The organism is Saccharopolyspora sp. NPDC045839 (assembly GCF_056431645.1).
Map to the genome: position 1 here is coordinate 477,945 of NZ_JBWKKH010000002.1, position 22,851 is coordinate 500,795.

Genomic DNA, 22,851 nt, shown 5'->3' on the forward strand with positions numbered 1-22,851 from the left:
GAGACCTACCGGACGCGAGGCCGATTCTCCAATCGGGAGACGTGGATCACGCCGGTTACCACCACAGTGGACGGCGCGTGTCCACATGGGGCAAAACCGGCGAAACGCCGTGGCGGAGCTCAGCGGGTCCGCAATGTGCGGGTTATTCTCCGAACGCGCAAGATCCCCACCCCACCCCGGTCCGAGACCTCGGACGCCCGGTCCCGCTCGACGACGATGCCTTTGCTGGTGAGGAGGCGAGTGCATGCTCCGCAGAATCCGCGGCCCGATCGGCAGCCGCCAACGGCGACACCCGGCCCGCGACGTTTCCCGCCGTCCACGTAGGACCGCAGCGCTGCTCGCGGCGATGATCGCGACGGCCGCGTTGGCCGGTGGCACGGCCAACGCCGAGCAGTCGCGCACCGCGCCGCGGCTGAGCCCCGACGATCCCAATGGCGCCTGGGCGGGCTACAGCCTGCCGGGCGGCAAGGACGCCCAAGCGCGTTCCCTCCCCCTCCCGGCCGGTGCGGTGTCCGGAATGGACGTCAGCGGCCACCAGGGCGACGTCGACTGGCCCCGGGCCTGGGCCGACGGCGCCCGGTTCGCCTACGTCAAGGCCACCGAGGGCACCGGTTTCCGCAACGCCCGCTTCGCCCAGCAGTACGACGGTTCCCACGACGTCGGCATGACCCGCGGTTCCTACCACTTCGGGCTGCCGGACCGCTCCACCGGCCGCGACCAGGCCCACTTCTTCGTCGACAACGGCGGCGGCTGGCGCCACGACGGTCGCACCCTGCCGGGGGCGCTGGACATCGAGTACAACCCCTACGGCGAGGCCTGCTACGGCCTGGACCCGGCCGCGATGTCGCGGTGGATCGCCGACTTCAGCAACACCTACCACGCCCGGACCGGGCGCTTCCCGGTCATCTACACCACGACCGACTGGTGGAACCGCTGCACGGCGTCCAATCCGGACTTCGCCCCGAACAACCCGCTGTGGATCGCCCGCTACGGCACCGACCTCGGCGCGCTGCCGGCCGGCTGGGGCTACCAGACCATCTGGCAGCACAACGACAAGGGCATCTTCCCCGGCGGGCAAGACACCTTCAACGGCAACAGCAAGCAGCTCAAGCGATTCATCTCCTGACCGTCCCTCCCAACGGCGATGCGGGCCGCCCCGGAACTTCCGGGGCGGCCCGCATCGTTGGTCGCGCGGCCTACTTGTTCAGCAGGTCCGGCGGGATCGGCTGGTCGTTGGCGATCGCGTCGAACATGCGACTGGCGGCCTTGGAGTCCCAGACGATGACCGAGCCGCCGTCGGAGTCCTTGCCGAAGCGGCCGAACGGCGCGCTGGTGGTCACGCCCTCGCCGCCGCTGATGTCGCCCATCGCCAGGCCCAGCGACGCCAGGTGCCACAGGTGGTCGCTGTCGTTGACCATGAACGTCTTGCTCGCGCTGGAGGCCAGCGGGAACAGCCGGAACGGGTTGATCAGCGTCGACGGGCTGGTCGCCTTGTTGACCAGGGCGCCCAGCAGCTTGCGCTGGTTCTCCGCACGCTCCAGGTCACCGCCCTTGAGCGAGTAGCGCGCCCGGACGAAGGCCAGGGCCTGCGGACCGTCCAGCTCCTGGCAGCCGGCCGGCAGGTGCGCGTTCGCCATGTCGTCGTCCATCGGCTTGTCCAGGCAGATGTCCACCCCGCCGACGGCGTTGACCAGATCGGAGAAGCCGCCGAAGCCGATCTCCGCGTAGTGGTCGATGTGCACCCCGGTGGCCTTCTCGACGGTTTCCGCCAGCAGCTGCGGGCCGCCGAAGGAGAACGCCGCGTTGAGCTTGGTCTTGCCGTGGCCGGGGATCTCCACGTACGAGTCGCGGGGAAGGCTGATCAGCGCCGGCTGACCGCCGCCGCCGGGGATGTGCACCAGCATCACGCTGTCGGTGCGCTGGCCGCCGGCGTCGCCGGCCGACAGTTCTTCGCGCTGCGCGTCGTCGAGGCCTTCGCGGCTGTCGGAGCCGACCAGCAGCCAGTTGGAGCCGGACGAGTCCGGGGCCTGCCCGCTGAACGACAGCGCGTCGGTGCGCTGCAGCATGCTGTCGAAGTAGATCACCAGGCCGCCCAGCAGCAGCACCAGCACGACCAGGGTGATGCCGATGCGCCGGCCCCATCGCTTCTGCTTGCGCCTCGGCGGCGGTGGTGGCCGATCGTCGTCCATCGGCCGCCGAGGGCCTTGATGAGGCGGCGGAGGCGGCGGCGGACGCCGTCCGGGTGGCGGCCCGCTCGGGGCGCCCCGGTAGTAGTCGTACCTCTCGCCGCCGCCTTGCGGTCTCCGGCTCCTCGGCGGTTGCCCCGCCGACCAGTCGCTCATGCACACACCCGCGTCGGTTCGATCCGGCGCGCCCCGCACGCGCCGGGTTTGGCGTGAAGCATCGCAGACGACCGCCGGGGAATCAGCCACCGCTACCGAACGGTGATCGGAGACCACCCGTTTCGGCTGGTGGCGGGCGTGAGTGCGACCTCACAACCCGCCACCACGGCCGTGGTGATCAGCCGTTGACGGCGTCGCGCACCGCTTCCGCCCACAGCCCGACGGCGTCGTCGACCTGCTCGGCCGTGACGATCAGCGGCGGGATCATGCGCACGACGTTGCCGTGCGGTCCGCAGGTCAGCAGCAGCAGCCCGCGCCGGGCGGCGGCCTGGTGCGCGCGGGTGGCCGTCTCGGTGTCCGGCGCGCCCTCGGGGGTGCTGAACTCGTTGCCCAGCATCAAGCCCAGCCCGCGCACGTCGCCGATCACCGGGTGTTCGGCGGCGACCTTGCGCAGGCCCTCCTGCAGCCGGGCGCCTTGTTCGGCGGCGTTGTCGACGAGCCCCTCGTCCCGCACCACGTCGAGGGTGGCCAGCGCCGCCGCGGCCGCCACCGCGTTGCCGCCGTAGGTGCCGCCCTGCGAGCCGGGCCAGGCCTGGCCCATCAACGCCTCCGGTGCGGCGATGGCCGACAGCGGAAAGCCGCTGGCCAGACCCTTGGCGGTGATCAGGATGTCGGGGCGGATGCCGGCGTGGTCGTGGCCCCAGAACCGGCCGGTGCGCCCGACGCCGGTCTGCACCTCGTCGACGATCAGCAGGATGCCGTGCCGGTCGGCACGTTCCCGCAGGCCGGCGAGGAACTCCGGCGGCGCGGGGATGTACCCGCCCTCGCCGAGCACCGGTTCGATGATGATCGCGGCGGTGTCACGCGGCGAACTGACGGTGACCAGCAGCTGGTCGAACTCGGCCAGCGCGAAGCGCACCGCGTCGGCCTCGCTGCAGCGGTGCCGGTAGGCCTCGGGGAACGGGGTGAACACGACGCCGGGCATCATCGGGCCGATCCCGGCCCGCACCTTCACGCCGGAGCTGGTGAGCGCCCCGGCGCCCATCGTGCGCCCGTGGAAGCCACCCTGGAAGGCGACGATGTTCTGCCGTCCGGTGGCCTGGCGGGCCAGCCGGACCGCGGCCTCCACCGCTTCGCTGCCTGAGTTGACGTAGAACAGCCGGTCCAGGCCGTCCGGGAGCACCTCGCCGAGCCGTTCGGTCAGCCGCAGCAGGGGCCGGTGCATGACGGTCGTGTACTGGCCGTGGATGAGGGTACCCACCTGGCGCTGGGCGGCCTCGACCACGCGCGGGTGGCAGTGTCCCGTGCTGGTGACCCCGATCCCGGCGGTGAAGTCCAGGTAGCGGCGATCCTGCTCGTCGTAGAGGTAGACCCCTTCCCCGCGAGCGGCCAGGACCGGCGTGGCCTGCTTCAGCAACGGCGAGAGCTCAGCCATGATCGACTCCAAGGTTCGTGACATGCAAAATGTAGGATTGTTGACAATCTCCGCTGACATGCAACCATCACCGAGCGTCGCTGTCCACCACCCGAGGCAGAAGGGTTCGCCGTTGCCATGACGATCTCAACCGAACAGCACCCCCGAGAGGCCGCCGTCGTCGACGCCGCGCCCAAGCAACTGCTCATCGGCGGCAAATGGCGCGACGCCGAAGGAGACCGCAGCTTCGAGGTCGAAGATCCGTCCACCGGCCGTGCGCTGTGCTCGGTCGCCGACGCCTCCCCGCACGACGGGCTGGCGGCGCTGGCGGCCGCGGCCGACGCCCAGCCGCAGTGGGCCAAGCACCCGCCCCGCGAGCGCGGCGAGATCCTGCGGCGCGCCTTCGAGCTGATCATGCAGCGGCACGAGGACCTCTCGCTGCTGATGACGCTGGAAATGGGCAAGCCGCTGACCGAGTCGCGGGCCGAGGTCACCTACGCGGCGGAGTTCTTCCGCTGGTTCTCCGAGGAGGCCGTGCGCATCGGCGGCGACTACGCGGTGGCACCCAACGGCAGCGGCCGGTTCCTGGTGATGCGCCAGCCCGTCGGCCCGGCGCTGCTGATCACCCCGTGGAACTTCCCGATGGCGATGGGCACCCGCAAGATCGGCCCGGCCATCGCCGCGGGCTGCACCTCGGTGATCAAGCCGGCGCACCAGACGCCGCTGTCGATGCTGGCGCTGGCCGAGATCCTCATCGAGGCCGGGCTGCCCGACGGCGTCCTCAACGTGGTCACCTCGCGCAGCGCGGGCAAGCTGATGGAGCCGATGATCCGCGACGGCCGCGCCCGCAAGCTGTCGTTCACCGGGTCCACCGCGGTGGGCCGCAAGCTCATCGAGCAGTCCGCCGACCAGGTGCTCAAGGTGTCGCTGGAGCTGGGCGGCAACGCGCCGTTCATCGTGTTCGACGACGCCGACCTGGACGCCGCGGTCGACGGCGCGATGCTGGCCAAGATGCGCAACATCGGCGAGGCCTGCACCGCGGCCAACCGGTTCTACGTGCACGCCGACGTCGCCGAGGAGTTCTCCCGGCGGCTCGCCGAAAGGATGAGCGGCCTGCGGGTCGGCCGCGGCGTCACCGACGAGATCCAGGTGGGCCCGCTGATCGACGACGCCCAGCTGGGCAAGGTCACCGAGCTGGTCGCCGACGCGGTGCGGCTCGGCGCGGACGTCGTCACCGGCGGCGCCGGCCGCGACGGCGAGGGCTACTTCTACCAGCCGACCGTGCTGACGAACGTGCCGCTGGAGGCCCGGATGGGCCGGGAGGAGATCTTCGGGCCGGTCGCGCCGATCACCACCTTCACCGACGAGCAGGCCGTCGTCGCCCAGGCCAACGACACCGAGTACGGCCTGGTCAGCTACCTCTACACCCGCGATCTGCAGCGCGGCCTGCGGGTGTCGGAGGCGCTGGACTGCGGCATGGTGGGCCTCAACCAGGGCATCGTGTCCAACCCGGCGGCGCCGTTCGGCGGTGTGAAGCACTCCGGGCTGGGCCGCGAAGGCGGCAAGTTCGGCATCGACGAGTTCCTGGAGACCAAGTACGTCGCCGTCGGCGGCCTCTGACAACAGGATTCACAGCTCGTCCTGCTTGACGGGGCGGGGTTCCCTCCACTGTGGAGGGAACCCCGCCCCGCGTCAGGTGCGTCAGCTCGCCATGGAGCCGTTGAGGCGCTCCAGCGCGTCGGTCATGTGCGCCGTCAGCCGCTCCAGCAGCAGCTGCTCGTCGCCCGTCTCGATCGCGTCGACGAGCCCCTTGTGCTCGTCGACCAACGCCTGCACGTCCGCGTGGTACTTGTCCTGCAGCGCCGTCAGGCACATCCGCTTCTCCACCAGCAGCGTCTGCGCCATCCGCTGCAGCCGCGGGCTGCCCGACACCCGCACCAGCGTCTCGTGGAACTCCTGGTCGGCGTCGGCCAGCTCGATCGAGTCGCCCTTGCCCGCCGCGGCGACCATCCGGCTCTGCGCGGCAGTCAGCTCCGCCACCGCCTCCACCCGGTGGTGGCGGACGATCTGCTCGCACGCGGCGCGCTCCACCGCCAGCCGGGCCAGGTAGATGTCGTGGACGTCCTCGGCGTCCAGACTCATCACGAACAGCCCGCGGTGCGGTTCGCTGCGCAGCAGACCTTCGGCGACCAGCCGCTGCATGGCCTCCCGCAACGGCCCCCGGCTGACGCCCAGCCGGGCGGCCAGTTCGGCTTCGCCGAGCTGGCCGCCCGGCGGCAGCGACCCGTACATGATCGCCGCCCGCAGCTGGTCGGCCACGATCGCCGCGGTCGACTTGCGCTGCACCGGCTCTAACTCACCCGGCTGCTGGTTCTGCTCGTCGGTCCCGAGCACCTGACACCATCTCCTCATTCCGGGGAGGCATTGCGCTCCCCTCCTGTTCCCTTGCGGAACAGCGTTCCCAATCCGTCGCGCGCCGCCCGATCACCGGCCAGCCGCAGCGCCTCCCAGGCGCTGACCTGGTTGGCGGTGAGCACCGGCTTGCCGAGCCGGTCCTCCAGCTCACCCAGCCACGCCGCGGTGTGCAGCGCGGTGTCCGGCATCAGCAGCGCATCGGCCCGGTCGTCGTCGTTGGCCGCCGCGAACTCCAGCACCGCGTCGCGGCCGAGCGTGCCCACCTCGGCGGCGGTGATGATGCCCCGGCTGGACAACCTCACCACCTCCAGCCCCGCGGCCTGCAGGAACTCGACGAACCTGGTGGCCACGTCGTCGGGGTAGGTCGCGGCCACCGCCACCCGCCGCTGCCCCAGGGCCGCCGCGGCGTGCACGAACGCGAACGACGTGCTGGACGTCGGCAGCCCCGTGACCGCCTGCAGCTTCTCCACCTGCTCCCGCGCGCCCTGCGGGCCGAAGACGAAGCTGCCGCTGGTGCACGCCCAGATCACCGACTGCACGCCGTGCTCCAGCAGCTGCCGCGCACCGTCGGCGAGCACGTCGTCCGAGCCGATGTCCAGCAGCGCGTCCACCCGATGCGCGTCCTCGCGCATCAAGGTGTGTACCAAGGGCAGCCGGGTACCACCACCGAGCAGCCTTTCGAGCGCGGGGTAGTCGTCCTCGGCGCTGTAGCCGGGGTAGAGAATTCCTGCGGTGAACGGCACCGGTAGCTCCATCCTTAGTCGACATCGTTTCCGACACCACCGCTGCGGATCCGTCGACGCCAACACCGCACAACCGGTCGATTGTTGACAATGTTACCGCAGGGTCCGTCGCGGCTAACCCGTTCTTGATGCGATCGTCACGCGGCCGGCGCGTCCACCACCTGCATCAGCCGCTGTTCCGGGGCCACCGCCTGCAGCCCCATCTCGCGCAGCGCCGCCCAGATCGTGACCTGGTTGGCCGTCAGCACCGGCTTGCCCAGCTCCTGCTCCAGCGGCCCGATGATGTCGTAGGTCGGCAGGTTGGTGCAGCTGATGAACATCGCCTCGGCCTCCGGCCGGTCGGCCGAGCGCACGATGTCCACCACCTGCCGGTAGTTGACCTTCCAGATCTGGCCGAGCAAACCCAGGCCGACGCTGGTGACCACGTCGATCCCGTGCTCGTCGAGGAAACCGTGCAACCGCTCGGTCACGCTCTCCACGTACGGCGTGGCGATCGAGATCCGGCCGGCACCCAGCATCTGCAGGGCCTGCACCAGCGCGCCGGAGGCGGTGACCGCGGCCGGCGCACCGGCCTGCCGCATCACCTCCACCAGCGCGCGCTCCCCCGTCGCCCCGTTCACGAAGCTGCCGGAGGTGCACGCGTAGGCGACCACCTCCGGCTCCGGGACCAGCAGGTCGCGGGTCGCGCCGTGCACCGCCGCCTCGTCGCTGACCAGGCTGGCCTGCTCGACGGTCACCGGCACCGGCACGAACGCCGTGCGCGTCAAGTACAGCGAGACGCCCGCTGGGGTCCACCGCCACAGTTCGCGGTCCAGCGCCAGGTCGAACGGGGCGATCACTCCCACGCCGCGTTGCGGCTCCGGGCCCGATACCGCCCCGAGGAAGTCAGGCGGCATTTGTTCCCCCGTCAACCCTGGTAGCGGTCGTAGCGGAGGGTCTCGCCGACGCTGCCGGACCGCCACACGTCGTTGCACGCCTCGGCCATCCGGTCCAGCCCCTCCACGATGGTGGCGTAGACGTTGCCCGGCACCCAACCCACGTCGCCGTTGAGCAGCAGGTTGTTCCGCCCGTAGAAGATCGCCAGGTCGATCACGCCGGGCAGCTCGTGGATGTTCTTCTCCTCCTTGAACTGGCGGTCGAGCATGCCGCCGGGGAAGGAGAAGTACACGACATCGCCGGGGATCGGAGTGACCGTCGGGTTCTCCTGACCGGGTTCGTCGGCCGCGAACCGCGGCACCATCGTGTAGATCTCATTGCGCGCGTACTTGGCGTGGTGCACCGGCCCGACCTGGGGCAGCGCTTGCCACACGGCTTCGCAGGTGCGGGGGGCGTCCTTGTCCAGCAGCTCCGCCACGCAGGACACACCGCGCTTTTCCAGCGTGATCGACAGGTACCTGGGCATCGTGATCTTCCGTTCGCAGGAGTGGGGACTGTTGACTCATCTCCTCCGGTCCCGACCCCGCCGCGCGTGGTCGGGAATCGCCTCGGCCGCCGAGGGTACCCGTGGATTGTTGACAATCCTACGAACGCTTCATAGCGTGTCAATGCCCCGTGCCGACGCGGTTTTCCCATTCAGCGCGGGCGAAACGAACTCTTAATCCGGCGCGCCCGACGATCACCGCTGCCCGGCCCCCACTCCCCACCGCACCTAAGGTCAGGTCATGATCCACCGCACTCCCACGGTCGTCGTCCTCCACGGCGGGACCCCACCGGCGGAAATGGCCCGCATCCAAGCCCACGCCGAGCTGCGCTACGCCGACGCCGACCAACTGGCCGACGCGCTGCCCGGCGCCGACGTGCTGTTCGTCTGGGCCTTCCGCTCCGAGGCCGTCACCGACGCCTGGCCCCGCGCCGACGCCCTCCGCTGGGTGCACGCCGCCAGCGCCGGAGTCGACCGCCTGCTGTTCCCCGCGCTGCAGGACTCCGACGTGCTGCTGACCAACTCCCGCGGCGTCTTCGACCGCCCGATGGCCGAATACGTGCTCGCCACCGTGCTCACCTTCGCCAAGGACCTGCACACCACGCTGCGGCTGCAGGACCGCAAGCACTGGCAGCACCGCGTGACCGAACGCGTCGCGGGCAAATCCGCCCTCGTCGTGGGCACCGGACCGATCGGCCGCGCCATCGCCCGCCAGCTCACCGCCGCCGGGCTCACCGTGTCCGGCACCGGACGCGTCGGGCGCAGCGACGACCCCGACTTCGGCGACGTGCACGCCTCCAGCGACCTCGCCCACGTCATCGGCGCCTTCGACTACGTCGTGCTCGCCGCCCCGCTGACCGAGCAGACCAAGGGACTCGTCGACGCCGAGGTCCTCGCCCACTGCCGGCCCACCGCGCGGCTGATCAACGTCGGCCGCGGCGAACTCGTCGTCGAAACCGACCTCATCGCCGCCCTGCGATCCGGGCAACTGGGCGGCGCCGCCCTGGACGTCTTCGACACCGAACCACTGCCGGAGACCTCGCCGCTGTGGGAGATGCCCAACGTGCTCGTCTCCCCGCACATGTCCGGCGACACCATCGGCTGGGTCGACGAACTCGTCGACCTGTTCCTCGAGAACCTGCGCAGCTACACCGACGGCACGCAGCTGCGCAACGTGGTCGACAAGCAACGGGGTTACATCAGCGGAACGGAGCACTGATGGCGAACACGCACCCGGCCGAACGCACGGTCGCCGACCTCACCGCCACCGAACTGCTCGCCGCCTACGCCGCGGGCGAGCTGTCCCCGGTGGAGGCGACCGAGGCCGCGCTGCGCCGCATCGCCGACGCCGACCCGGCCGTCAACGCCTACTGCCTGGTCGACGCCGACCGAGCGATGGACCAGGCCAGGGCGTCCGAAAAGCGCTGGCACCGCGGCGAACCCGCCGGGCGGCTCGACGGCGTGCCGACCTCGATCAAGGACATCTTCCTCACCGAGCACTGGCCGACGCTGCGCGGCTCCCGAACCATCGACCCGCACCAGCAGTGGACCGCCGACGCACCCTCCGTCGCCCGCCTCCGCGAGCACAACGCCGTGTTCGTCGGCAAGACCACCACACCGGAACTGGCGTGGAAGGGCGTCACCGACAGCCCGCTGCAGGGCATCACCCGCAACCCGTGGGACCCCACCCGCACCGCCGGCGGCTCCAGCGGCGGCGCCGCCGCAGCCGTCGCGCTGGGCATGGCGCCCCTGGCCATCGGCACCGACGGCGGCGGATCCGTGCGCATCCCCGCCGCGTTCTGCGGCATCGTCGCCCTCAAAGCCACCTACGGCCGGATCCCGCACTACCCCGCCAGCCCCTACGGCACCCTCGCCCACGCCGGACCGATGACCGGCACGGTCACCGAGACCGCGCTGATGCTCGACGTGCTGTCCGAACCGGACAGCCGCGACTGGTCCGCGCTGGAACCACCGAGCACGTCCTTCCTGGACGGACTCGACGCCGGAGTACGCGGCCTGCGCATCGCGATCAGCCTCGACCTCGGCTTCGGCACCCCGGTCGACCCCGAGGTCGCCCGCGCGGTCACCGCCGCCGCCCACGCCCTCGAAGAACTCGGCGCCGTCGTCGAGCAGGTCGACCCCGGCATCACCGACCCCGTCGAGGACTTCCACGTGCTGTGGTTCGCCGGTGCCGCCAAGTCCGTCGAACACCTCACCCCCGAACAGCGCGAACTGCTCGACCCCGGGCTGCACGAGATCTGCCGGCAGGGCCTCACCTACTCCGCGCAGGACTACCTCGAAGCCACCAACACCCGGATGCTGCTGGGCCAGCGCATGGGCGCCTTCCACCAGACCTACGACCTGCTGCTGACCCCGACCGTGCCGATCCCGGCGTTCGAAGCGGGCCTGGAAGTCCCACCCGGCTCCCCCCACCCGCGCTGGACCAGCTGGACCCCGTTCACCTACCCGTTCAACATGACCCAGCAACCGGCCATCAGCGTCCCCTGCGGGAACACCACCGACGGGCTGCCGATCGGCCTGCAGATCATCGGCCCCCGCCACGCCGACGCCGAGGTCCTCCGCGCCGCCCGCGCCTACGAGCAGACCCAGCCCCGGCTCCGCCCGCACACCCCCTGAAACCGCCATCACGCCAGCGACAGCATGGTGACGAAGCCCAGCGCCGTCACCAGCAGAGTGGAACAAGCCGCCAGCGCAAAGGCCTTCGGCCCGTTGCGCAGCAACGCCTTGACCCGCACCCCGAAACCCAGCGCGAACAACGCACCCGCCAGCAGCAGCGTGGTCAACTGCTTCGCACCATCGAGCACCACGACCGGCAGCACATCCACGCTGCGCACCGCCACCGCGACCAGGAACCCGACCACGAACAACGGCATCACCGGCGGACGCTCACCGCCGGCCGCACCACGACGCCGGCGCTCCACCAGGCTGACCGCGGTCACCATCGGCGCCAGCAACACCACCCTGCTCAACTTGACGACCACCGCGACCGCCACCGCCGCACCGCCCGCCGGCGACGCGGCCGCCACCACCTGCGCCACCTCGTGCACGCTCCCACCGGCGATCCGGCCGATCTCATCGGCCGACAACCCCATCCCGGCGGCCATCGCAGGCAACGCCAGCATCGAGATCGTCCCGAACACCGTCACCATCGCCACGCTCGTGGCCACGTCCTCGTCCTCGCGCTCGACGACGCTCTCCATCGCCGCCACCGCCGACGCACCGCAGATCGAGAACCCCGTCGCCACCAGCACCGACAAACCGCGCGGCACCCGCATCAACCGGCCGATCAGCAACGTCCCCAGAAACGTCAGCCCCACGATCAGCAACACCGCCACCACGGTGCCCGCCCCCAGCCCCAGCACCTGCGAAACCGACAGCTGCAAACCCAGCAGCACCACCCCGACGCGCAACAGCTTCTTCGTCGCCCACGAGATGCCCGGCCGGGTCGCCTCCGGAAAACCCGGCACGTTCCCGGCCACGATGCCCAGCACCACCGCAGCGGTCAACGCACTCACCGCCGGGACCAGCCCGGACACCACCAAGGACACCGCGACCGCCGCGCCGGTCACCACCAGCCCCGGCCACAACGCACCGACCACCGACTGCTGCGAGTTGAACGTCTTCGTCACCAGTACAGGCTCGCCACCAGGACACCCGCGCAGTAGTCGTGATCTGCACAGGACGTCATAGCCGAAGTGCATGCCCCACCAGCACGGAAACCGGCCGCCGACCGGTACCGCTGGGTCAGCGACCTATCCTTGAGGCATGGCCCCGCCCGACCCCGAATCGCTCCGGCTGCTGGTCCTCGTCGGTGAACTCGGCAGCATCGGAGCCGCCGCGGCCGAACTGCGCATCAGCCAGCCCTCCGCCAGCAAGCGGCTCAGCAGGCTGGAACGCCAGCTCGCCCTCCCGCTGGTGGAACGCACCCGCCAGGGCTGCACGCTCACCCCAGCCGGAACCATGGTCTGCGACTGGGCCAGGCAAGTCCTCGCCCACATCGACGGCCTGATGAACGGCGTGCGCGCCCTGCGCGCCCAGCACGAAGCCAAGCTCCGCGTCGCCGCCAGCATGACCATCGCCGAATACCTCGCGCCCCGATGGATCAGCCGGCTCCGCGCCACCCTCCCCGACGTGCCCCTCGAACTCGACGTCGCCAACTCCCTGGCCGTCGCCGAAGCCGTCCGCCACGGCCACGCCGACCTCGGCTTCATCGAAACCCCGGTGCCACCCGAAGGCGTCTCGGTCCGGTTCGTCACCCGCGACCGCATGGTCGTCGTCGCCCCGCCCGAACACCCCTGGGCCAAACTGCGCCGCCCCCTCACCGCCACCGAACTCGCCGCTACCCCGCTGATCGTGCGCGAACACGGCTCCGGAACCCGCGAAACCCTCCACCGCGCCCTCGTCGAAGTCGGCGCCGAGCCCGTCACCCCGCTGCTCGAACTCCGCTCCACCACCGCCGTCCGCAACTCCGTCGTCGCCGGCGCCGGCCCCGCGGTCCTCAGCGTCCTCGCCGTCGCCACCGACCTAGCCGAACAACGCCTCGTCGACGTGCCCGCCACGGGCCTCGACCTGCACCGACCGCTGCACGCGGTCTGGCGCGCCGGACTCCAGCTCACCGGCCCGGCCGCCGCCCTGCTGGCCATCGCCATGCGCACCCCGGAACCCGGCTCCGCCGCCTGAGAACCCGTTTCGGTCGTAGTGGGCGTGGACGTTGCAGGGCGAGATCCCCGCCCTGCAACGACGTCAGCCGCTTACCGACAGAGCCTGGGAACGAGGCCTAATCCTCGTCCCAAGCAGACATCACATGCTTGATCCGGCTGTACTCCTCCAGCCCGTAGCGGCCGAAGTCCCGCGCCGACGCCGAATGCTTGAACCCGCTGTGCGGCATCTCCGCCGTGAACGGGTGGTGCGTGTTGATCCACACCGTCCCGGCCTGCATCCGCCGCGACACCCGCATCGCCCGCGCGTGATCACGCGTCCAGATGCTCGACACCAACCCGTAGCGCACCCCGTTGGCCAGCTCCACGGCCTCCTGCTCGCTGTCGAAGCGCTGCACCGTCAGCACCGGCCCCAGCACCTCGTTCTGCACCAGCTCGTCGTCCTGCTCCACCCCGACGACCACCGTCGCCTCGTGGAAGAACCCGCGCTCCCCCTTGCGCCGCCCACCCGCGACGATCCGCGCGTGCTCCGGCAACCGCTCCAGATGCGCCTGCACCAACTCCAACTGCCCCAGGCTGTTCAACGGCCCGAACGCCGCATCCGGGTCCTGCGGCGGCCCGGGCCGCATCGCCTCGGCCCACTCCGCCAACGCCGCCACCAGCTCGTCGAACACCTCCGGACCCGCCAGCACCCGGCTCGCCGCCGTGCAGCTCTGCCCCGCGTTCCCGAAGGCCGCCGCGGCGATCCGCCGCGCCGCCCGCGGCACGTCCGCATCGTCGAACACCACCGCCGGCGCCTTCCCGCCCAACTGCAGGTGCGCCCGCTTGAGATCGGCCGCCACCGAACCCGCGACCTCCATCCCGGACCGCACCGTGCCGGTGATCGAGAACATCCCGGGCACCTCGTGCGCCACCATCGCCCGGCCGCTGTCGCGATCCCCGCAGATCAGGTTCAGCGCCCCGGCAGGCAGGAAACCGCCCGCGATCTCCACCAGCAACGCCGTGCTCACCGGCGTCGTCTCGGCAGGCTTGAGCACCACGGTGTTCCCCGCCGCCAACGCCGGCGCGAACTTCGCCGCCGCCAGCAACAACGGATGCGTCCACGACGTGACCTGCGCGCACACGCCGATCGGCTCCCGCCGCGAGAACGACGTGTGCCCCGGCTGGTACTCGCCGCCCGCCCCGTCCTCCTGCACCCGCGCGGCCCCCGCGTAGAAGCGGATCAGGTCCACCGCCAACGGCAGCTCGTCATCGCGCACCACCGACCAGGGCTTGCCGGTGTTGCGGCACTCCGCGACCACCAGCTCGTCGGCCCGATCCTCGATCGCGTCGGCGACGTCCAGCAGCACCTGCTGCCGCTGCCGAGGCGTCGTCTGCGACCAGGACTCGAACGCCGACGCGGCGACCGTCATCACCGTGTCCACATCCATCCACCTCGTCAGCGGAGCGGTGCCGTACTCCTCGCCGGTGCTCGGATCCACCAGCGGCAACGTCTCTCCGGCCAGGGTGCCGGCGGGCTCGCCGCCGACGAAGTTGTGCAATTCCAGCGCCGCGGTCAACAAGGGCCTCCATCGCTGAGCCCGACCGTCGGTGGCCGGCCGGTGCCACGTCCGCTCACCGACCCTAGCTCCCCCGCCGGGTGCGTGTAGGCGGCTCGCCGAGTCAGCCCGCCTTCACCGGCCGCCGCAACCACTGCGCCAGGGTGCCCACCGCCATCAGCACCAGCACCGGGGCGAACGCCCAGCGGTACGCCTGCGCCGCGGGCAGCTGCGACACCGCCTGCAGCACCGCGCCCACCAGCAGCTGGACCAGCACGGCCGCGGAGAACCCGCCCATGTTGACCACGCCCGATGCGGTCCCGGAACGGTGCGCCGCGTTGGCCATCCGCGCCCCGTCGAAGGCCAGCATGGCCCCGCCACCGCCGACACCGACGAGCACCAGCGCCACCACCAGCACCGGCATCGGCAACGTCCCCGGCCAGCCGACCAGCACCGCCCACACCAGCACCACGACGGAGGACAGGCCCAGGGTGAACCGGTCGCGCCGCTGCGGGCGGCCGGAGACGTACTGGCCCGCGAACCACGAGCCCGCGATGAACCCGAACACGCTGAGCATCAGCAGCGAACCGACCTCGGCCTGGCCGTGCCCTTGCGACTTCGTCAGCCACGGCCCGCCCCACAGCGTCGTCACCGCCAGGAACTGCGACATCAGCACGAAGTGCACCCAGAAGGAATGCTTGGTGCCGCGCTGCGCGACCACGTGGCGCAAGGTGTGCCAGACCCGCTCCGGCGACTCGGGCGCTTCGTGCTCCGGCCGGGCGTTCACGGGTTGGTCCCGGATCGCCAGTCCCGCGACCACCGCGAGCACGACCGTCAGCCCGGCCGCGCCGAGGAACGTCGGCACCCAGCCCACGCTGTGCAGTGCGAGGCCCAGCGGCAGCGTCGAGACGACCTGCCCCAGGCCGCCCGCCAGCCCGGTCAGGGCCGCGACCTTGCCGAACCGGTGCGGCGGGAACCAGTGCGCCGCCAGCCGCAGCACGTTGGTGAACATGAACGCGTCGCCGAAGCCGATGAGCATCCGGCCGGCGATCCCGCCGATGATCGACCCGGTGAGCGCGAACACCGCCGACCCGACGGCCATCGCGACCATGCCACCGGTGATCACCTTCCGCGGCCCGAGCCGGTCGGCCAGCAGCCCCGACGGCACCTGAAGGACCAGGTAGACACCGAGCTGCAGCGCGGAGAACAGGGCTAGGACCGCGGGTCCGGTTTCGAAGCGCTGCAGCGCTTCCGGCGCCGCCACGCCGAGGCTGGCGCGGTGGAAAAGCGCCGCGCAGTAGCAGAGCGCGCCGACTCCCCACACCAGCCACGCCACCCTCGACGAACTGGGGCGATCACCCTGCTGCCTGGCGGGTGGCGCGGTCATGACGGTCTCGGACACCGGAAACTCCTCCTCTGGAAATCTTGTATTCACCATAGATACAAGTTGGGTGGAAGTACGATGACCTCGTGTCGAGCGCAACACCACGCGAAGCCGTGTCCTCCGCCACTTCCGCCGCAGCCGAGCTCCCCGCCGCGGACCGCGCCTACCACCACGTCAAGGCCGGCCTGCTGGACGGCAGCTACCCCGACGGCGAGCTGCTGTCCGAGGGCGAAGTCGCGAACGCGCTGCAGATGTCGCGCACCCCGGTGCGCGAGGCGTTCCTGCGGCTGCAGACCGAAGGATTCCTGCGGCTGTACCCGAAGCGCGGCGCGCTGGTCGTGCCGGTGACCCCCACCGAGGCGCGAGCCGTCGTCGAGGCCCGGCTGGCGCTGGAGAGCTTCGCCATCGACAAGCTCGCCGTGCAGGGCCGCGAGGCGATGACCGCGGTCGGCGAGCAACTGGCCGCGCACCCGGCCTGCGACGCCGCCGACCTCAGCGACGCCGAGATGCACGAGACCGACCGCGCGTTCCACGCGACGCTGGTGGCTTCGGCAGGCAATCCCGTGGTCGCCGACCTCTACAACGCCCTGCGCGACAAGCAGATGCGGATCACGGCCATGGCCCGCACCCACGCAGTGCGCCCTCGCATCACCCAGCAGCACGCACACCTCGCGGACGCGCTCCGCGACGGCGACCCCGAGCTGGCCAAGTCCCGGCTGCGCGAGCACCTCCTGGGCACGGTCCGCGGGTTCGGCGTGGCAGGTGGCCCCTACCTCGACCCGGATTCGGACGTCTGACGCCGTTTTCGAATGGTGAGCCGGTGTGGTTGACGGCCTACTGGAGGGTTAATTTCGATCAGCACTGAAATGATTGTGATTATAAAATTACTGTGCCGAGCCGAGCCGGAGCCCGGCCCGACGCAGGCCTACGCCACGCAGAACTCGTTGCCTTCGGGGTCCTGCATGATCCACCAGTGGCCGGCGGGCCCCTGGTCGAACTCACGGACGCGGGTCGCCCCCAGCCCTTCCAGCCGGGCCACCAGCTCCTCGCGCCCGCCGGGCTCGCTGTGGACGTCGATGTGCAGGCGGTTCTTAACGGTTTTGCCCTCGGGCACGTCCTGGAAGAGCAGTCGCCGGCCGCGGCCGACGCCGCTGGTCTCGTCGAACGGGTCCTCGGGGTGGCGGACTGCGGCGTAGCCGCGGAAGTTCTTGCGGCCGCGATGCTCGACGACCGCCTCCTCGCCGATGTGACCGGCGGCCAGCAGCTGCTCGATGAGCGCACTGGGGTCTTCCACCTCGTAGCCCAGGGCCTCGGCCCAGAAGTCCGCGAGGACGGGTGCGTTCGTGCTGTCGATGACCAGCTTCCAGCTCAGTGCCATGTAACCAGTTATATCGGTTAGTCGGATGCCGCGGCAACCGGTGGCGCGCTGCCCTAGCCGGTCCGGCCGCTCGCCGCGGCGTCGTAACGGCGGGCGAGGTGCGCGAAGGCGTCCTTGAGCTCGGCCGGCCCGACGACCTCGATGTCCGCGTCGAACCTGCCGATGGTGGCGGCCAGGCCGGGCCACGACCAGGAACCGAGGACGAGCCGGCAACGGTTCGGGCCGAGCTCCTCGACCACGCCGTCCCGGACGTAGGGGGACACCGCGCCGGCGGGGACGGCGAGGATCACCTCGCCGCGGCAGGGCCAGTCGCCGGAGCCGTCGAAGCCCCGGAACCTGCCGGAGACGAAGGCTGCCACGTCACCTCCTGGCAGTTCGCGCGCGACGAAGCGGGGTCCCGTGGGGATGCGCGGGGTCATCCGGTCCGCGCGGAAGGTGCGCCAGTCCTCTCGGTCGAGATCCCAGGCGACGAGGTACCAGCGCCCGCCCCAGGTGACGAGGTGGTGCGGCTGCACCCGGCGCGGCGCACCACCGTTGTCCATCCGCGACGGGGACACGGGCGCGTAGTCGAAGCGCAACACCTCGCGGGCGTGGACGGCGGCGCCGAGCGCCATGAGCACGCCGCTGTCGACCTGCGGGGGCGGCGCGGTCGCGTGCCGCTCGACGGCGGTGATCGGGAAGGTGTCGATCCGGCGGCGCAGCCGTGCGGGCATGACCTGCCGGACGGTGTTCAGCGCGCGCGCCGCTGCTTCCTCGATGCCGACGCCGGCGGTGGCGGCGATCTGGAGCGCGACGGCGAGGGCGATGGCCTGCTCGTCGTCGAACAGCAGCGGCGGGAGTTCCGCGCCCGCGTCCAGCCGGTACCCGCCGTCCGGGCCTTTGGTCGCCACCACGGGATAGCCGAGCTCGCGCAGGCGGTCGACATCGCGGCGCACGGTCCGCTCGCTGACCTCCAGCCGCTCGGCCAGCAGCGCCCCCGGCCAGTCGCGGCGCGCCTGGAGGAGGGAGAGCAGCGACAGCAGTCGCGCTGATGTCTTCGGCATGGACCAATACTGCCCCGAGTAGCGGCCACAACCTGACCGCTACTCCTGCGACCGTGGTTCTCATGCCGAACAACGAGAACGACCGCAAGGGCGCGACCGCCACCCTCGACGGCGAGCGGGCCGACCTGCTCACCGAGCTCGCGACCGCGCGATCCGCCCTGACCAACACGACGCGCGGGCTCAGCGACGCGCAGGCCGGCGAACGCCCGACGGCCAGTGCACTGTGCCTGGGCGGGCTGATCAAGCACGTGGCCGCCATGGAAGAACAGTGGATGCGCTTCGCGCTCGACGGGCCGTCGGCGATGCGCTTCGACCTGCCCGACGGTGTCACCTGGGCGGACATGGCGGCCGGAACCGCACGCGAGATCCCGCAGTGGGCGATCGACCACCAGAACGACTTCCGGATGCTGCCCGGCGAAACCCTGGCCGGGATCGTCGAGCGCTACGAGCAGGTCGCCGCCCGCAGCGAGGAGATCATCGCCGCCGTGCCCGACCTGTCGGCGACGCACCCGCTACCGGAAGCGCCCTGGAACGAGCCGGGAGCTGTGCGCAGCGTGCGCCGGGTGCTGGTGCACGTCATCGCCGAGACCACCCAGCACGCGGGGCACGCGGACATCCTGCGCGAGACGCTCGACGGCCAGACCTCGAGCTGACCGGCGGCATCTCGACCGGATCGGGCTTGCACGAAATCGAAAGGAACTGCGTCGCTGTGAAGATGCGCGAGCGTGGGCGGGTTCTCCGCCACCGCCTAGGCACCATGATCGACCGAGTCCGGATCATCGGCGAGGTGCCGGTCCGATGACCGTTCTCGACGCCCGGGCGCTCAACCGCGCGACGCTGGCCCGGCAGCTGCTGCTCGATCGCGCCGACATGCCTGCTCTCGACGCCGTCGCCCACCTCGGCGGCTTGCAAGCGCAAGAACCGCAGGAACCGTTCGTCGGACTCTGGTCCCGGCTGCGCGCGTTCGCCTCGGCGACGCTCTCGGACCTGCTGACGGAGCGTGGCGCGGTGCGGATCCACCTCATGCGCCGCACCGTCCACCTCGTCACCGCCGGCGACGCGCTGTCCTGGCGGGCCCGCTACGACGCCATGCTGCGCCAGCGGGTTCTCGGGACCTACCGCCGCGAGCTCGACGGAGTCGACCTCGACGAGCTCGCGGCGGCGGGCCGGGCGGTGATGGCCGACGGCGAGCCGCGCTCGATGCCCGAACTCGCGCGGGCTCTCGCCGGCCGCTGGCCGGCGGCGGGGTTGCGGGCGCTGGGCGAAATGCTGCTCGCCGCCCTCATCCCGGTGGTGCAGCTGCCGCCGCGCGGGCTCTGGCGGGCGAAGGCAGGCGTTCGCAATGCACTGTTCTCCCACTGGCTGGGGCGCGAGATCGACCCACTGCCCTCGGACGACTCCGATCCGGTGGGCCAGGCACTGGTGCGGCGCTACCTGGCTGCGTTCGGCCCAGCCTCGTCGGCCGACCTGCGCGCCTGGTGCGGCCTTGCCGGACTGCCCGCAGCGGTAACCGCGATGCGCGATGAACTGGTGATCCTCCGCGACGAGCGAGGCCGGAAGCTGCTGGATCTGCCCGACGCACCGCGCCCCGACCCCGGCACACCCGCCCCGGTGCGGTTCCTGCCGGCGTTCGACAACGCGGTCCTCGGCTACGACGACCGCAGCCGGATCATCGACGACGCCCATCGCGGCCTGTCGGTCACGGGCGCTCGCTTCGTCCTGGTCGACGGCCGGGTCGCCGCGACCTGGACCGTCGAGGCCGACACCGTGATCGTCACCCCGCTGCGCCGCTTCTCCCAGGCCGACCGCACCGCCGTCGCCGACCAGGGCCGGGAGCTCGCGTCGTTCCTCTCCGACGACGACAGCGACCGCGTGCAGATCGCCGCCTCTCCCCTGTGAACCGGTTCACAGCAGGTGTCGCTGCGCGACATCGGCGATCACCGCGGTGACGAGTTCGCCGCGGCCTTCCGGCGGGTGGCGCCAGGCTCGCCGCCGTCGAGTCGGGCAACGCGGGCGTCAGTACCGGCGTCTAGTCTTCGGGGCGTGGCTGAGACGCAGTACGTCAAGGCGACGCCGCCGCCCCACCTGCGACCGCTGATCACCGACATGGCGGGATACCGCATCCGCTCGGCGCCCGGCGTGCACCGCGGCCTGCCGTCGCGGAGCCTGACCGTGATCCTCACCCTGGACGAAACGGTCGACATCGCCCCCGATTCGGGACCAGCGCAGGCCTACACCGCCCTCGTCGGCGGGCTGCACCGCAAACCGACCCGGATCACGCACGGCGAACTGCAGCACGGCATCCAGCTGGGCCTGACGCCGCTGGGTGCCCGCGCGCTGCTGGGCAGGCCCGCCGGGGAACTCGTCGACACCGGCGTCGACCTCGCCGCCCTGCTGGGCTCGACCGCCACCGACGAGCTCCTCGAGCGGCTGCGCGCCGCGACCACCTGGAGCGATCGCTTCGCCCTCCTCAACGACGCGCTCGCCCGGCTCGCCGCCCCGGCCGCCCTCCCCTCCCCCGAGCTCGACTGGATCTGGCGGCGGATGACCGAGACGCACGGGCACGCTCCCGTCGCGTCCCTGGCCGCCGACGTCGGCTGGAGCCGCCAGCACCTCGGCTCGCGGTTCCGCCGCGAGTTCGGCCTGCCGCCCAAGCTGATCAGCCGGGTGATGCGGCTGGAACAGGCGCGCGGCCGGTTGATCAGCGGTGTCCGCGGCAGCCTCGCCGACGTCGCCGCCGACTGCGGCTACTCCGACCAGGCCCACTTCAACCGCGACTGGCTGGAGTTCACCGGTGTGCCGCCGTCGCGGTGGATGGCCGAGGAGCTTCCATTCGTCCAAGGCGCGACGCACCTCGCCGACGCATCCTGAGGCCATGACGACGAATGCGACGCGAACCGGCATCTGGCCGCTGATCCCCTACACCGACAAGAAGGCCGCCATCCGCTTCCTGGTCGAGGCCTTCGGCTTCGAGGAAACCCTGATCGTGCCCGGCGACGACGGCGAGATCGTGCACGTGGAACTCGGCTGGCCGCACGGCGGCGGCATCATGTTCGGCACCTGCGACCCGGCGAGCCCGTTCGCCAAGCCGCGGGGCTCGGGTACCGCCTACGTGGTCACCGACGACCCCGACGCGCTGTTCGAACGGGCCGTCGCGGCCGGGGCGGAGGTCGTCCTCGAACCGTCCGATCAGGACTACGGCTCGCGGGACTTCGTCGTCCGCGACCCGGAAGGCAACACCTGGAGCTTCGGGACCTACGCGGGCAGCTGACGGCCAGGACGACGAGAAGGGCTCGGCGGAAACCACGTTCCGCCGAGCCCTTCTCCTGGTTTTCTGCTCAGCCCTGCTGCTCCGGCTGCTCCGGCAGCGCACGGGTGCCCAGGTCCGTCGCGCTGGGCACCTCCTTGCGGGCCACCGCCTCGGCCGCCCGGACGGCCTCCGCGACCTCCGGCGTGGTCGAGGTGTCGAACCAGGACTTGACCGAGTCCTCCTCCTCTTCCGGCGCGCCGGTCGGCGGCTCCTCCTTCGGCGGCTCGTAGCGGAACACGCCGTCCTCGCCAGGCGCGCCGAGCATCCGCGCGAAGCCCTCCAGGGACTTGCCGAACTCGCTGGGCACCAGCCACACCTTGTTCGCGTCGCCCTGCGCCATCTGCGGCAGCGTCTGCAGGTACTGGTAGGCCAGCAGCTCCGGCGTCGGCTTGCCGCGCTTGACCGCCGCGAAGACCTTCTCGATCGCCTTCGCCTGGCCCTGCGCCTGCAGGTACCGGCTGGCCCGCTCGCCCTGCGCCCGCAGGATGCTGGACTGGCGGTCGGCCTCGGCGGCCAGGATCGCCGCCTGCTTCTGCCCCTCGGCCGCGAGGATCGAGGCCTGCTTCTGGCCCTCGGCGGTCTTGATCGCCGACTCCCGCGCACCTTCGGCGTTGAGGATCATCGCGCGCTTCTCCCGGTCGGCGCGCATCTGCTTCTCCATCGAGTCCTGGATGGACGGCGGCGGGTCGATCGCCTTGAGCTCGACCCGCGCGACCCGGATGCCCCAGCGCCCGGTCTCCTGGTCCAGCACCCCGCGCAGCTGCGTGTTGATCGCGTCCCGCGAGGTCAGCGTCTCCTCCAGGCTCATCGCGCCGACCACGTTGCGCAGCGTCGTGGTCGTCAGCTGCTCCACCGCGATGATGTAGTTGGAGATCTCGTACACCGCGGAGCGCGAGTCGGTGACCTGGAAGTACACCACGGTGTCGATGGACACCGTCAGGTTGTCCTGGGTGATCACCGGCTGCGGCGGGAACGAGACGACCTGCTCGCGCAGGTCGATCCGGGCCCGCACCCGGTCGAAGAACGGCACCAGGAAGTTCAGGCCCGGCTCGGCCACCGACCGGAACTTCCCGAGCCGTTCGATCACCGCCGACTGGGCCTGCGGCACGACCATCACCGACTTGACGGCGATGATCAGCACCAGCAGCACCACGACCACTAGCACGATCAGTCCGGTCATGCGTA

22 protein-coding genes are annotated in these 22,851 nt (G+C 71.2%); 10 read left to right on the forward strand and 12 right to left on the reverse strand.

Annotated elements, in window-relative coordinates; all coding sequences use genetic code 11:
• Nucleotides 1-346 precede the first annotated feature (346 nt).
• Nucleotides 347-1,126, forward strand: coding sequence for a lysozyme (locus AC07EQ_RS05205; protein ID WP_478386752.1), 780 nt, complete (start codon nucleotides 347-349; stop codon nucleotides 1,124-1,126).
• Nucleotides 1,127-1,196: 70 nt separating this feature from the next.
• Here AC07EQ_RS05205 and AC07EQ_RS05210 read toward each other — a convergent pair whose 3' ends face one another.
• Together AC07EQ_RS05210 and AC07EQ_RS05215 are read right to left on the reverse strand one after the other, a co-directional pair.
• Nucleotides 1,197-2,189 carry an LCP family protein gene (locus tag AC07EQ_RS05210; protein WP_478386655.1) on the reverse strand — a complete coding sequence of 331 codons (993 nt, stop codon included), beginning with the start codon at nucleotides 2,187-2,189 and terminating at the stop codon, nucleotides 1,197-1,199.
• Between the two features lie 331 nt (nucleotides 2,190-2,520).
• Nucleotides 2,521-3,777 carry an aspartate aminotransferase family protein gene (locus AC07EQ_RS05215; protein ID WP_478386656.1) on the reverse strand — a complete coding sequence of 419 codons (1,257 nt, stop codon included), beginning with the start codon at nucleotides 3,775-3,777 and terminating at the stop codon, nucleotides 2,521-2,523.
• Nucleotides 3,778-3,894: 117 nt separating this feature from the next.
• Between AC07EQ_RS05215 and AC07EQ_RS05220 the strand changes: the two genes are divergently transcribed.
• A complete protein-coding gene (locus AC07EQ_RS05220; RefSeq protein ID WP_478386657.1) occupies nucleotides 3,895-5,376 on the forward strand; it encodes an NAD-dependent succinate-semialdehyde dehydrogenase in 1,482 nt (493 codons plus the stop codon).
• Between the two features lie 81 nt (nucleotides 5,377-5,457).
• On the opposite strand, the gene AC07EQ_RS05225 is transcribed toward AC07EQ_RS05220, so the two are convergent.
• The 4 genes from AC07EQ_RS05225 to AC07EQ_RS05240 form a co-directional block, all read right to left on the reverse strand.
• Nucleotides 5,458-6,150, reverse strand: a complete 693-nt coding sequence (locus AC07EQ_RS05225; protein ID WP_478386658.1) for a GntR family transcriptional regulator — start codon at nucleotides 6,148-6,150, stop codon at nucleotides 5,458-5,460.
• A gap of 14 nt (nucleotides 6,151-6,164) precedes the next feature.
• A complete protein-coding gene (locus tag AC07EQ_RS05230) occupies nucleotides 6,165-6,914 on the reverse strand; it encodes a maleate cis-trans isomerase family protein (RefSeq protein ID WP_478386659.1) in 750 nt (249 codons plus the stop codon).
• A gap of 137 nt (nucleotides 6,915-7,051) precedes the next feature.
• On the reverse strand, nucleotides 7,052-7,810 hold the full coding sequence (locus AC07EQ_RS05235) for a maleate cis-trans isomerase family protein (RefSeq protein ID WP_478386660.1): 759 nt from the start codon (nucleotides 7,808-7,810) through the stop codon (nucleotides 7,052-7,054).
• A gap of 11 nt (nucleotides 7,811-7,821) precedes the next feature.
• Nucleotides 7,822-8,316 carry a DUF3830 family protein gene (locus AC07EQ_RS05240; protein WP_093267744.1) on the reverse strand — a complete coding sequence of 165 codons (495 nt, stop codon included), beginning with the start codon at nucleotides 8,314-8,316 and terminating at the stop codon, nucleotides 7,822-7,824.
• Nucleotides 8,317-8,575: 259 nt separating this feature from the next.
• Here AC07EQ_RS05240 and AC07EQ_RS05245 point away from each other — a divergent pair, with 259 nt between their 5' ends.
• Together AC07EQ_RS05245 and AC07EQ_RS05250 are read left to right on the forward strand one after the other, a co-directional pair.
• Nucleotides 8,576-9,553, forward strand: a complete 978-nt coding sequence (locus tag AC07EQ_RS05245) for a D-2-hydroxyacid dehydrogenase (RefSeq protein WP_478386661.1) — start codon at nucleotides 8,576-8,578, stop codon at nucleotides 9,551-9,553.
• Nucleotides 9,553-10,971 carry an amidase gene (locus tag AC07EQ_RS05250; RefSeq protein ID WP_478386662.1) on the forward strand — a complete coding sequence of 473 codons (1,419 nt, stop codon included), beginning with the start codon at nucleotides 9,553-9,555 and terminating at the stop codon, nucleotides 10,969-10,971. The genes AC07EQ_RS05245 and AC07EQ_RS05250 overlap by 1 nt, the downstream gene beginning before the upstream one ends.
• 8 nt (nucleotides 10,972-10,979) lie before the next feature.
• On the opposite strand, the gene AC07EQ_RS05255 is transcribed toward AC07EQ_RS05250, so the two are convergent.
• Nucleotides 10,980-11,984, reverse strand: coding sequence for a YeiH family protein (locus tag AC07EQ_RS05255; RefSeq protein WP_478386663.1), 1,005 nt, complete (start codon nucleotides 11,982-11,984; stop codon nucleotides 10,980-10,982).
• 136 nt (nucleotides 11,985-12,120) lie between these two features.
• Between AC07EQ_RS05255 and AC07EQ_RS05260 the strand changes: the two genes are divergently transcribed.
• Entirely contained in the window at nucleotides 12,121-13,035 is a 915-nt protein-coding gene (locus AC07EQ_RS05260) for a LysR family transcriptional regulator (protein ID WP_478386664.1), read from the forward strand.
• Nucleotides 13,036-13,132: 97 nt separating this feature from the next.
• Here the strand turns inward: AC07EQ_RS05260 and AC07EQ_RS05265 are convergent, their stop codons facing one another.
• A complete protein-coding gene (locus tag AC07EQ_RS05265) occupies nucleotides 13,133-14,572 on the reverse strand; it encodes an aldehyde dehydrogenase family protein (protein WP_478386665.1) in 1,440 nt (479 codons plus the stop codon).
• A 103-nt stretch (nucleotides 14,573-14,675) separates the two neighbouring features.
• Nucleotides 14,676-15,953: an MFS transporter gene (locus AC07EQ_RS05270; protein ID WP_478386666.1), complete on the reverse strand. Its 1,278-nt coding sequence runs from the start codon at nucleotides 15,951-15,953 to the stop codon at nucleotides 14,676-14,678.
• A gap of 68 nt (nucleotides 15,954-16,021) precedes the next feature.
• Between AC07EQ_RS05270 and AC07EQ_RS05275 the strand changes: the two genes are divergently transcribed.
• The gene (locus AC07EQ_RS05275; RefSeq protein ID WP_478386667.1) at nucleotides 16,022-16,732 is read left to right on the forward strand and encodes a GntR family transcriptional regulator; all 711 of its coding nucleotides are present in this window, start codon (nucleotides 16,022-16,024) and stop codon (nucleotides 16,730-16,732) included.
• 128 nt (nucleotides 16,733-16,860) lie between these two features.
• Here AC07EQ_RS05275 and AC07EQ_RS05280 read toward each other — a convergent pair whose 3' ends face one another.
• Together AC07EQ_RS05280 and AC07EQ_RS05285 are read right to left on the reverse strand one after the other, a co-directional pair.
• Nucleotides 16,861-17,313, reverse strand: coding sequence for a VOC family protein (locus AC07EQ_RS05280; protein WP_478386668.1), 453 nt, complete (start codon nucleotides 17,311-17,313; stop codon nucleotides 16,861-16,863).
• A gap of 53 nt (nucleotides 17,314-17,366) precedes the next feature.
• Nucleotides 17,367-18,356 carry a helix-turn-helix transcriptional regulator gene (locus tag AC07EQ_RS05285; protein ID WP_478386669.1) on the reverse strand — a complete coding sequence of 330 codons (990 nt, stop codon included), beginning with the start codon at nucleotides 18,354-18,356 and terminating at the stop codon, nucleotides 17,367-17,369.
• Nucleotides 18,357-18,418: 62 nt separating this feature from the next.
• Here AC07EQ_RS05285 and AC07EQ_RS05290 point away from each other — a divergent pair, with 62 nt between their 5' ends.
• The 4 genes from AC07EQ_RS05290 to AC07EQ_RS05305 all read left to right on the forward strand — a co-directional run bounded on the left by AC07EQ_RS05290 (nucleotide 18,419) and on the right by AC07EQ_RS05305 (nucleotide 21,627).
• Entirely contained in the window at nucleotides 18,419-19,009 is a 591-nt protein-coding gene (locus tag AC07EQ_RS05290; RefSeq protein ID WP_478386670.1) for a DinB family protein, read from the forward strand.
• Nucleotides 19,010-19,154: 145 nt separating this feature from the next.
• Nucleotides 19,155-20,255, forward strand: a complete 1,101-nt coding sequence (locus tag AC07EQ_RS05295; protein WP_478386671.1) for a winged helix DNA-binding domain-containing protein — start codon at nucleotides 19,155-19,157, stop codon at nucleotides 20,253-20,255.
• A 144-nt stretch (nucleotides 20,256-20,399) separates the two neighbouring features.
• Nucleotides 20,400-21,227 carry an AraC family transcriptional regulator gene (locus AC07EQ_RS05300; RefSeq protein WP_478386672.1) on the forward strand — a complete coding sequence of 276 codons (828 nt, stop codon included), beginning with the start codon at nucleotides 20,400-20,402 and terminating at the stop codon, nucleotides 21,225-21,227.
• A gap of 4 nt (nucleotides 21,228-21,231) precedes the next feature.
• On the forward strand, nucleotides 21,232-21,627 hold the full coding sequence (locus tag AC07EQ_RS05305; RefSeq protein WP_478386673.1) for a VOC family protein: 396 nt from the start codon (nucleotides 21,232-21,234) through the stop codon (nucleotides 21,625-21,627).
• Between the two features lie 67 nt (nucleotides 21,628-21,694).
• On the opposite strand, the gene AC07EQ_RS05310 is transcribed toward AC07EQ_RS05305, so the two are convergent.
• Nucleotides 21,695-22,846 carry an SPFH domain-containing protein gene (locus AC07EQ_RS05310; RefSeq protein ID WP_452612569.1) on the reverse strand — a complete coding sequence of 384 codons (1,152 nt, stop codon included), beginning with the start codon at nucleotides 22,844-22,846 and terminating at the stop codon, nucleotides 21,695-21,697.
• Between the last annotated feature and the right edge of the window lie 5 nt (nucleotides 22,847-22,851).